Annotated in this window: 5 protein-coding genes; all 5 read right to left on the bottom strand. The window is 45.5% G+C overall.

The annotated features are described in order from the left end of the window. Positions 1–2: 2 nt before the first annotated feature. Positions 3–710 carry a hypothetical protein gene (locus tag ASG16_RS09775; RefSeq protein ID WP_056494768.1) on the bottom strand — a complete coding sequence of 236 codons (708 nt, stop codon included), beginning with the start codon at positions 708–710 and terminating at the stop codon, positions 3–5. A gap of 154 nt (positions 711–864) precedes the next feature. After that, complete coding sequence (locus tag ASG16_RS09770) at positions 865–2,751, bottom strand: hypothetical protein (protein WP_056494772.1); 1,887 nt, start codon at positions 2,749–2,751, stop codon at positions 865–867. A gap of 20 nt (positions 2,752–2,771) precedes the next feature. After that, positions 2,772–3,920, bottom strand: a complete 1,149-nt coding sequence (locus ASG16_RS09765) for a beta-xylosidase family glycoside hydrolase (RefSeq protein WP_056494774.1) — start codon at positions 3,918–3,920, stop codon at positions 2,772–2,774. A 12-nt stretch (positions 3,921–3,932) separates the two neighbouring features. Then, on the bottom strand, positions 3,933–8,597 hold the full coding sequence (locus tag ASG16_RS09760; protein ID WP_241970729.1) for a hypothetical protein: 4,665 nt from the start codon (positions 8,595–8,597) through the stop codon (positions 3,933–3,935). Between the two features lie 2 nt (positions 8,598–8,599). Further along, complete coding sequence (locus tag ASG16_RS09755; RefSeq protein WP_241970728.1) at positions 8,600–11,917, bottom strand: 3-keto-alpha-glucoside-1,2-lyase-like domain-containing protein; 3,318 nt, start codon at positions 11,915–11,917, stop codon at positions 8,600–8,602. Positions 11,918–11,970 lie beyond the last annotated feature (53 nt).

Below are 11,970 nucleotides of genomic sequence, written 5' to 3'. Positions count from 1 at the left end.
TGCTATACCTCCTTGTATTCAAATACTGGCCGGAAACCGATTGTGGAAAGCTTGTTTGCCGAAGTAGTGTAGCCTATGTCATTGGCAGGAGTAGCTTCATTAAACCCTCCGCCTCTTAGTATGCGGTTGTAAGGTAAGTTTGCTTGTACACTTCCACTAGCATCTTGAAGACCATTAGCTGGCGTATCTTGAGTTATTGACCATACTCCCTTCCAATGAAAAACATCATCTAGTGTTTTTCCTGGTTGGATCATATCCACTGGGAAATTCACAATGTACTTATCCCACTCATTATTGAGAGGCCATGCGCCTTTATTTTTGTCAGTTAGGGAAAGACGTCCGTTTTCATCTGTATAAGCTACTCCGCCCGTTAGACAGCGGACCCATCCATTTATATCATCTACTTTTGCTGCAAGCCCTTGAACTTGCTTGCCACTATTTAAAGTATCCCAGGAAACTGTATGATACCAAACACGGTCACAAACCAGTAATCCCTTATCAATTTTAATAAAATAAAAAAAGTAATTTAGGTGGCTAGCTGGCTTAGAGGGATCAGTATTGTAGAAGATGCCAGAAACAGGGCATTCTGGCTTTCCTCCATCGCCTATTTCATAAGTGGCAGGCCCAATCCAGTTAACCTTTAGATAATCGCCAATCTCCATAGCTGCGATTTTAGTCCGTAGTTGTCCTGTTGTAGCGGGCGTTGGCATTCCTCATCATTCCTCTCTATATTCAGTACAGGTCTAAAGCGAATCTGATTGTTACACTGTTAGCAGAGCCTCTACGAATCCGATTTCTAAATGCTGCAGTAGTATTTCCATCATGATGTCGCGTTTCTTTTAAAAGAAGGTACTTAGGAGATATTTAAGTCACCCCAATTTTCTCAATACTCGAGTATTGGTTAACATTGAGAGTAAAAGAGTACACACTATGACCAGACGGAAGCACAGTGTCCTCTGTCAATTCAAACGAATAGTCTGTTTTAAGCCGGAATTTTCCATCCAGCTCCAAATAATTGTCATGGTCAAAGTTAGGGGCCTCGTTACTAGAAAAGGCTGCAATTTCGAAAGTATAATTTTGTTTACCGGGGGCAAATTTCAAAACCTCAATAGGGGGTAATTTATAATCAGAAGTGTAGGGGATGGTGATATTTACTTCTAAAGGAGAAACAGGAGATGCGATAACGCCATATTTCTCTATCTGGATCATTGAATTACCGTTACCAGGTACGTTACCGCCTGAACTACTGCCTACCGTATCTGTATAAGTGGGGAGAGTGTCTTCGTCATACCAAATGCAGCCAATGCTATTTAGTACTGCTGTTTCACTAAGGTTGGCTCGAATGACGAGAGAAGTACCTGGTAGAAAGCTGCGTAAGTCAACTAACTGATTCAAAGGAACGTCTTTTGTGAAAGTTGTTCCTCCATCTAATGACAAATCAATGCTGATACTCCCCTCATACTCAGCATCTAGTAAAAGGTGAGAAGGGGCCTTTGCTAATGGAATCGGGTTTGAAACCATGACAGGATTATTTTCAGAAACATAGAGAATTTGTATTTCAGTAACCGTCATATTTTGATAATGGATTTTACTCCATACGGTAACTTTAAGTTCATTAATGGGATAGTCAAGGACGATAGGATAGTGCCAAGAACCATCTCCGTTTATACCCATGTCCCTTGGAGAATTGAGATTTACTCTTGAAGTAACTTCTACCCATTGATTGGAAGAAGGATCTTTGACAAAAAATTGATGATCACAATAGTTGTGATCCTTACCATAACTTCCGTTCATCCAAAGAATAATTTTGGATACCAAAACAGGTGTCTTCCATTTCATATAGAGGTCCGCACTTGTACCGTCTTGAAGCCAATAATCAGAGAATCCACCTGGCGTGACAGCAGAATTATCGTCTGCAATTTTTTCAACCGAATAGACAGGAGAAATGTTATTGGCTTTAAACGTTCTATAGGCAGTATTTCTATTGCTGAAATCCCCGGTAGAAGAAGCTGTTTGTACACCCAAATCATCCCATTTGTAAACTTCGCCAGTAGTTTTGCCGAATCTTCCATTCGCAATTTGAAAGGATTCAGACTTAAATAGATCTATTCCTGATGTATTTACAAATGCATCAGCATACATATTATGCCTAACCGTAGCTCCCTGCCCTGCACTTTCCAAAGTCCGATAAGCATTGCGCAAAATATTAGTCGCAGCAACGACGTCAACTAACGGCTTCGTGGTAGTTGTTCCCCCGCCATCATTTCCCCCGCCACCCCCAGCACCAATCTTTCCCTGCATGTCATCCAACCGAGCTTTCAGACTGGGAAACGTCCTGCCATCCCGATCCCGACGTGCAGCGACGACCTCGGCGTTCGGGTTAGAGGAGACATCACTTTGCAGCTTCAAAATGGCTTGGTCTTGCTGTGCGTTTTTTTGTTCGACTTGCGAAAGACGAAGATCTTGCGTCTGGTTTTTTGCTTCTGCCGCACTGACCGCTGACGATAACGTATTCAGCCCCGTTTGAAAGGTAGAAACAGCACCTTTCAAAGCATCAAGCTGACGATCCTGTTCATCATCTTTGTTTTTTAGCTCACGGAATCTATCCTTTAAGCTCGGTTTATCCTCTCTAGCGTCATCCAGCTCCAGAAGGTAGGAGTCGATTTCAGCGTGGGTACGTTTTCCCTTATTGGCCAACTCATTATGATCCTTGACGACTTCAGTACCTGTTCGGGTGATTCTGACCGACATACGTTCAGCTCCTTTTCGATTTATTTGGTATAAACGGCGGACAAATTGAGCCCGAAATGGACATGCGTGGTTTTATCTATGAGTGCTGGATCTGTTTCTCGGGAAATCCGCGTCCAGAAAACTTGTTCTTTTCCTGCGGCAGTATCTGGCAGGGTGAAAGAATCGCCCCACGTGCCGGGCACTCCGTTTTGGTCTACGGCGACATCTACAAGCCGCTTGTACTGATCGGTACCTGCATAGGAGGTGAGAACACCTTGGATACCTGTAAAGGTTCCATGATGCATTGTATTGCGGGCGATCATTTTCACTTCCCTATACTGGCCTTGGAGCATATGACCGAGAAACTCCTCCGTGTTGTCTTGCAGGTGGACCTCATTTCCTTCGCCATCGATAAAAAAGAGGGTGGGAGAGGGGGAAAAGTCGTATTCGTCTCCGCCCCACATTTTCATCTGGTCGCTAGAGCTAATCGTTGTTTTGCCGTCTGCTTCCGCAAAACGAAGAGAGCCAGTGAAAGGGATAGGACGCTGAGTCATATCAAATTGAATGGAGGTTTGGCTTGTCCGACACGTTTTGGAGTCGACAGCGGCTCCTGTGGAATCGAGCAGTTCCACGCGGGTGCCGGGGGAGAGGTTTGAAACAGTGAGAGTGGGGAGGGAGAAAACGCGGACGTGTTCCATGTCCAGATAGTCGTCTGTAGCGCTGCTGTTGAGAAACATACCGATTTTGGGAGCAAGGCGATTGAATTCCTCCGAACCGATGATGTGCCAGATGACGCCGTCCTCGGACCAATACGCGGTGTAGGTATTGTAGTCGCGTACTAGCCGGAGCCAGGGGAAGGTTTTCGCAGTGCCTTGCGTTGCATCGTAATATTCTTCGACGTGGAAAAAGTCATTGTGGTTTATGAAGACAGTCAATCCGCCTGTGCTTCCGGAAGCTTTCGGATTGTATGAATTTTTCATATCGAGGACGAATTGCTTCATGGGGGTAAGTGTGTCTAAAAAGAGTTGAAGTGGCTCAGCTCCGCCTTTTAAACGGAGAGAGCCTGGTGCGTCTGTTAACGACCACCTTGAAGAATCATTCGGTGTCATGTTCCACTTGGAATCGAGGGTAAGAGAATCGAAAGAATCCTCGAAGAGAAACCCCGATTTACGCCGAGAAACTACACTCATAGAAGTACCTCCTTACGTAAATAGCCATATTCGTTTGCCAATCACACATGCCTCAGGGCGTTGTTTCCAGATCGCCAGCAAGCATTTGATCAATGCTTCGACGCATTTGTCTCCGCTGCCGGGATCGCAGTAGGGGGTGACGAGGACCTTGTCGCAGATCCAGTTGGTTAGTTTGATGTAGTCGATATTGCAGTAATCCCAGACCTCAGTTGTACCTTTTGCTGTAAATACCCAGGTGAAAGTATGTCTTCCTCTATCTACTTGAAACACTGGAGCTCCACCAGCATTTGTATAGCTGCCTCGAAGAACGCCATCAATGAAAAAGTCCAATTGGCTATTAAAAGGAGAGGGGACAATTGTCCAATTTTCCGATGCCTTGAAATTTCGTAGCTTGAACGTAGTCAAATAACTTTTACCAGTCCACTCGCTTATTTCGCCTTTTTGTTCTGTAGTAATTTCAACGCGTACTTTGGTAACGTTAGGTTTGGATAGGTTTTCGAGGGTAAAGTCGTAGTTTCCGGAGAGATTCACGGTAGTGTTTTGAAGTTTGTTGCCTGTTTGATCATAGATGTTTACCTGAATATTGCTGCCGTTGCATCCGCCCATCCATATTGGGACGTTGGCTGTTGTTTTGAAATTGTAGACAAAAACCGATGATTTAGGGAGGGGGAGTTTGTCGTGGAAGGTATATTCTCCATTACTTAATCTCGCTTCGGCATCGCAATCCGTATAGAACTTGATTCGGATAGAATAATTTTTCCCTTCGTCAGAATCATTGGTAATGGCAGCCTTAATTGTTTGTATATCATCAAAATCAGAGTATTTCTCTTCGGATAGGATGGTTCCGTTGTCTTCGTCGTGAACTCTTACGCGGACATAGGCATCACGGCATGGTTTTGATTTTTTACTTTGCCTGATCTCGATTGTATCGATCCAACACCAGGAGTCGTCAGGTATGATTACTTGAGTTGGAGGGGGGAGATTGGGTTCATATGGAGATTGGTCTCTTGGATAAGTGGAGCCTAGTTTATCGGTACAATATTTAGACCACTTTTCTACAGCTTTTCCTTGACTTAGAGTAAAGACACCTCCGTTGTCATCTAATCCTCCCCTCTGGCTTATTCCCTTTAAAAGCTTGTAATCAAAACGATAGTGTTTACCTAGAGGGACATCGTACTCTATGAAATGTTCAGCCTGACCTGTAGGACCTGCTGATAAGGGGTAGGAATCAATAATTGTTCGATTAGTTATATCCGTTACAGTAACTTCTACTTTAGTGTCGTCATAGTTGTTGCTGAATTTACGGTGTTTATTGGATGTTAATTTGAGATTGCGAATAGCGATGTAATAGGGGATACTATCTTTTCCAAACGTTGAGTCTTTAAAAAAAGTTCGTCGGACGTCAAAGACAATGCAATAGGTACCTGGCTTATTACAATAAAATTTTTTGGGGCCATGGTGTTTAGCGCCGCTCCAATCTTTTATTTTATAGGGATTCTGCGTGTTTCCTACATTCATCCTCTTATTTCCTGTAGTTGTGATTGTTGGGGTACTCCAACCAATACTTTTACGAGGAAAAATATGAGAATTTGTTTTGGGATCGTATCCTGTCGCGACTGCTTGACCATATAATCTTCGCGTAGAGACTTGTCGCCCATTATTATTACCTTGTTGACTATTTAATTCGTAGCAATAGTATTGATAGTCAAACTCAACTTCTATATTTTCATTACCTACACTGTCAAAGATGGCGTACCAATAGGTGGAAGAATTATTTTTATTTGCAACCTGTTCAGACGTGATCACATACGTATTATCAAAGTGTATCGGTGTCTTTTTAGCAGCGTCAGGATGAGAGCGGAAAACCCATTTGACAGGGACATCGAATGCATTTGGAACATCATAGCCTTTACCAGCATAGATTTTTAATCGCTCTGAATATTTGGCTATTGTAATGGGGGAGTTATTAATATGCCGTCTGATTGTAAAACCATCTTTTTCGGTACCTTGAGCAATGGGTACTGAACCATCATAGTAAATCTTAATGGGTCTATGAGCATTGGTGTTCCAGGCAACTCTAAACTTTCTTTTGGATTCACGAACTGGCTGAGGGTCATAGTTAACACCGTATTCAGCCAGATAAGTCTCTGTTCCAGCCGGATAGCACTGCTCGCCACCTGTAGAAGGATCTGGCTTCGTCGGCGGCTCATAATCGGAATCGGGGTCCTCAACCTCAACTTCATCGCAATCTTCAAATACCCACTTTAACGTTTGCTTTCCTCGGCTAAGTGGAACTACTACCGTATGACCAAGAGGATCACTTGTGCTTTTGTTTTCAGACCAAATTAACCGATTGTTACTATATAGACTGAGATACTCGTAGTCTGAAAAGGAACCGCCATATTCGAACTTTACGAACCCCGGTTCATCCAAATCTATATTCTCGACATAAAGGCGGTTCTTGGTACCGTCTTTATTCTCAACCTTGAGTACACCGTCTCCTCCGTGACCTTCTCCATGATAACGAGTAACGATATCTTCCCATTCCCAATTGTCATCGACACGAATTTCACGTGCATAATTATCGCGATCATTGAAATCCTCAGAGAAAATTACTTCATATTCATCTTCCTCTGATTCATCAACGAGACTTTTCAGCTCCAGTTCTTCCGAAAAGTCAAAGGAGGAACCAGGGTTCAGGAAGATGTCGTAAACATTTTCTGCACGATCTTCTTTTGTATAACTCGAGTTTCTGTCTGTTTTCCATTCCCGGTCTACATCAATATAGCTGCCCATTGGTGTTTTATGTTTGCCGCTTGACGAGCGATAAGAGAATTCACCAGGATAAGTTTCTTCCAGGGGTTCTTCTGTCAGGTCATCTTGAATTCGAAAAATAACGGTATTGCGGCCTTTTACTAATGGGAGCTGTACATTTTTCTCCCATTCATCTCCCGTTGCTTCTAGTTGTTGTACGTCATTGATAATGACGAGGAGTCTTTCTGTATCACGTAAACCTGTGGTAAAGCTAAACTCAATCCACCCATCAGCCTCCAGATCAAAAGTATAGGTGGCATCTCCATTTCCAGAAACAATAGGGTCCTGCATATAAATTCCGCTGCCAAGTCCGGGAATCGACTTCCATTCCCAGTGACTCACCCCGGTGAAGGAGAAGTTTAAAGGATCAGAAACATTGGTGGTTCGTTCCTCATAGTGATCAATCTCTAGTGGTGGACAAATCAGTTGGACATCTCCTGTTAAATCAACGGTACAGTTGTCACCAATTTCAATATCATAGGAAATGATAGCTGAATCTTCTTGAGTGGAGGAGGAACGTCCATCTAATGACCACTGCCATCCATGTTGTGAGACCGCGGTACTTCCTCGTACTCCTTCGCCGATTTGGGTACGGGAAGCAAATCTTTCATCGAAAAATAGAGCAGATTCATTCGTATAGGGCGGGTTATCCACTCCCATTTCATATTGAAAACTGAAATCTCCAGCGCACTCCGCATCAAGTACTCTCTGAACTTTCCTTGAAAGTGTGTCGTTTACTCCTGAAAAATAAGTGGTGATGATGCTCTTATCTGAAAACGTAATCCATTCCCACCCTGGAATGTTATAAGCCGCATCCCCCAACGTATCCACATCCGGCGGCGTCTGCTCATCCAAGCTCTGCACCACCTCAACACACTCCACATCTTTAACATAAACCGCATTTTCCCCAAACCGCCGATCACTCATCCGACGCACAAACCAATCAAACTTATACGTCTGCCCCGGCTTGACGTTAAACTTTGCTTCCTGCCAACTGCTGTTTTGATTCCATTCCCCGCCAACCTGATTATTGTTAATAAAAAACAGCAGCCCATCCCCAGGAGCGGTGCTGGCCATGTACTTGAAACGAATGAAGCCTTGCTTTTTAAAGCGCCATTGAAAAGTCACTTTACTGGAGTTGCCATGCTTGAGTGTGGTCACATCCAGCTTCATGATATTTTCGTTCCCCGCCATCTCATTGGAGCCGATGGAGTGAACTATCTTCCATTCCTGATCCTCCGTCGAGGAGACGTAGCGGAACAAGCCGTGAAACTTGTCCGACAGCGGGAGGGTCCGCATATCGAAGGTCGGGACTTCTTTATCGATGGCATCGTAATGATTGAGATAGTAGCCGCTGAAATGATGATAGTAAGGAGCCGGGCAGACTGGCAGCGAAACATCTTGATGGGTTCCATCCGGCTGCTCGGCGTTTTTCAGGATTTTGTAAATGCAATCTCGTACCATGAGCAGGGCGCGCTGGTAGTCGTTTTTTTGCGGATCGATTTGCTGGTTGACCCACCATTCCAGGCGACGGTACATGTTCCAAAGCGCTTCGCGGCAACGAACCTTGGCGTACCAATTTTTGTCTCGGACAAATTGCTCAATCATCTGGTCGATCATGCTTTCGAGAGAGTCGAGATTGACCGTCTGCCAACGACCAATCTGACCTTTGCCAGGATCGCCTAAGAGCGGATTTTGATACCCAGCGTAGCGATCCTCTGCACGAGGCCGATTGGGGCTGTCCGGGTTGTCCGGATGATTCGGGTGGAATGCGCCCTCTACCAATGAGGAGCGCATTTTTCCGAATGTGACGTTGCCCACTGATTTAGAAAAAATGCCAAACGTATGACCCAAAATGATCACCTCTAATCCGTAAAATCGTATTGCAGGTTATGATCTACCCAGAGGCGGATGCGGTTGCCCGTAACCAAAACACGCAGCGTATACCATTTCTCTTTTTCCCAGGCAAACGGGTTCATCGGGGTAGAGTACATGATTGATCTACCATTCTCTACCTTAAAAAGCTGCATGGGTCGCGGCATACCGCTGGCGCTTCCGTCACTGACGACAAACATCCAGTAGTTCTGAGCATTGTGATATTTGAACACGATGCCAGCGCTGTCACCATCTGCGGGCTCATCGACTTTGAAATCGACCTCAAACTGATAGTCTGTATAGGTAAAGTCGTTTCGGATGTAACCACTCATGCCACTGGAGCCTTTTGGATGGGTAAATGTGCCTTGGTCGCGATTATGCTCCCATGTGCCAGAACCAAAACGAGTCCAGTTGTCTTGCCCCATCGCGAGCGCATTCATATCTGTCGTCCAAGGATAGTACGCATTGAATGGATCGTGGGGATCGTATACTTCTGGAACAGAAAAACCACCTGACCAATGCTCGGGATCATGTTCTGCTTCGAGTACATCATCCGAGTAGTCGTAGACCAAACCTTGTCCTATTTCTTCTATACGATCTGCCCACGCCTTCTTGTAGTCGCGAACAGAAAGTAATGGTTGCTCGATATAACCTTTTCCGCGATCCAATTGGCCAGCCAAGTATTCCAGAATGACGGCATCTGCGAGTTCTTTTTTACCCATGACTTGGGTGAGAAGAGAGGTAGCGCGTTCTTGGTTGTTCGCTATCCAATCCGTGTTGATAACAGCTTGATCCGGTTGCTTGTAGCTGAGGATGGATTCGATCAAATGAGCTGCTGCTTCCGGCTGATAGGCAATCAGTTGCTCATGCAATACCGTTTGTTCCAGCGCGAGCTTGGCATACTTTCGCCATTCATCATCTTGCAGTTCTCCATCACGTGCGCTTTTTTCTGCCACATCGTACAAATCGAGGAGGTAACTGGCTCGTTCATGTGGGGAGGTAGCGAAGAGATAGCCGCTGCACAATTCCGTGATTCTGCTGCGAAGCAGTGCGGTGACCGGCAACTCGTCAAGATCGCTGGCGTGAGCGGATTTACGAGCTGTATGCTCGTCGAACAAAAAGGACGGATCGGGTTCCATGTAACTAAAAGGATGCTCGATTTGCAGCTCGGCTGGACGGAACATATCTTCGCCAACGAGTGCTTCTGCAATGGTTGCAGGGGCTGCCTCCATTTGGCTGGTGATTTCGACCTCATCAACCGTGGAAGGGAGCAAAGCTTCCCGTTTTCCTGCAACCCCGTCTTCCTCCAGATGCGAGAGAACCTCGTTCGGACGGGTGGACTCCCATGTCTCAAAGGAAAGAATGCCGGCCCTGTCTTGCAACGCTTTACTGAAAATGACTTCAGATTCAATCAATGCCTGAACCCGCGTCCGCACGCCCTCCAAAAATTCCTCATCTACGTAAGCATCGAAAGTCTTGTTGGTCAGCGCCCATTCCATGAGTGCTTCCAGAATGCTTTGGCCGTCTGTAAGGCGCGAGGCAAAAATCATGTCATCCATCAGGTGGGAAGGAAATTCTTTGGAAGCAAGGATGTCTTCCAAAAGATGAGCGGGCAGTAAGCGTAACATTGCTGCGAAGATCATCTCTTCTGCCAACAACCCATCCTTAGTTGCTTCGCGAGAATAGAGCTGGGCAGCGAGCCATTCTTGTAGAAGACTTGGGCGTACATTTTCCAGGTTGGCGAAAATGTCATCCTCATTCTGATAAAAAGATGGCTTAGGTGCTTTGCCTCCACTCAGATTGATAGGGCGTTCCTTTTCCCAAAGATGAGCAGCATGCATGAGCTGGCGATTTGCGCGAACATCATCCCTGATAATCGAAGTGGGGCGAGAAAGCTCTTTTTTTCCGAGTTCGAAGTGCTGAGGAATCCAGAGCGGATTGGTTTTTTCACGAAGAGAATCATTGATGGGATTGGGAACAAACAAGGGGTGGCTATTGTGGCGGGAGCTTTGTTCCAGATAGGTCATGAGCGAAGCATCTGTTTGAATCGTTCGGGTTCCCGTAATCTGTGATAGGAAAATAGCGAGGTCTGAAACCACGTCCCGATTCCCGATTGCATATTCCGTCATGAGTGTGCCTAAGGAGTGATAGGGACGAGTAGCATGGAGTCGAGAGTGAGTGATGAACAAGTCTTTTTGGTAGGGTCGGAAGGCTGTTGGTGAAAAGGAATCGAGGGAGAGAAGACGCGTGAAATCTCGATAGCCCCAGTCGTGCTTTTGTAAAAGGGAACCATCTTGACGCATGCTTCGAAAACCTGTAGAAGCTCGATGGATAGCTAAGTCTTGCGTAGCAATCCTGCTTGCACGTTGTAGGAAGTGCAGCAAGGCGTCATACTGACGGGCTTTGAGGTAAGCCCAGTCCATGTCGCGAAGCACCTTCGTCGGCTTTGTTTTCATCCGGTGGAAGGCTTGCACGAGGTGTCGGGTCATCTCGAAGGCAAAATGACGCTCGCCAATGGAACGGGACCAATCCGTAAACATGGCATGTCTGTTATCCCGGCTGGAAAGAGGTAGGCTGTTCTCAATAGATAGGTTGTGAGTGATTGATCTGGTTGCGTATTCTCTTTCCATCTGCACAAAGAGAGAAGCCCAAAACTTTCGCTCAGCCAAGCTTCTTTCGGTGCTGATGAATAAATCAAATGTAGAAGTACGCACTCCCGTGAACCATTCGTTTATCTTTTTTCCTGCGAATCGCTCAGTTCGTGTTGCGCTAGGTTTATCTTTCCCAACGGCAGCTTCGGTAGAAATGGAACGGCTTGCCGATGTTGGTGGCAAATCAATATTCAGCTCATCCTTATTGACGCGCACGGACATTTTGGTCGGATCGAGCTGTGCCATCCCTGCTGTTTTGATCCGATCCGATAAATGAACGCGACGAATAACTTGTAATGGCTGCTTAATAATTCGGTCAGCGTCCAAGATCTCGTCCTGAAGCAAGCTCTCTTGAAGCAGAGAGCGATCGGATACCACGACCAGATCCATAGGATTTGCCATGCTGGTATCATTCCGTATCATATCCTGCAAGGAATCTTGAAGCTCAGCGGAGGCAAAACATTTTCGATTCGCGAGCAAATAATCCAGCATGACCATGCTGGCACTTTGTCCGTAGGGAATATAGACGAAGGAATACGTACGGGAGGGAGAAGTCGTGAAAGTTACTTTTCCTATATAGTTGCGAATAGAAGCATGGTGGTCTGCAAGTCTGAATTGATAGGCTGCTAGAGAAGAAATCCCGGTCAAATGGTTCACCTCCCAAAAAGAAGGGGGAAGACCAGATATGTGTTCTAGTTTCCCCCTTATGC

It is taken from the genome of Brevibacillus sp. Leaf182, assembly GCF_001423865.2.
Classification (GTDB): Bacteria; Bacillota; Bacilli; order Brevibacillales; family Brevibacillaceae; genus Brevibacillus; species Brevibacillus brevis_C.
Note: the sequence above shows the minus strand (reverse complement) of the source record. Positions and strands in the feature narration are given on the sequence as shown.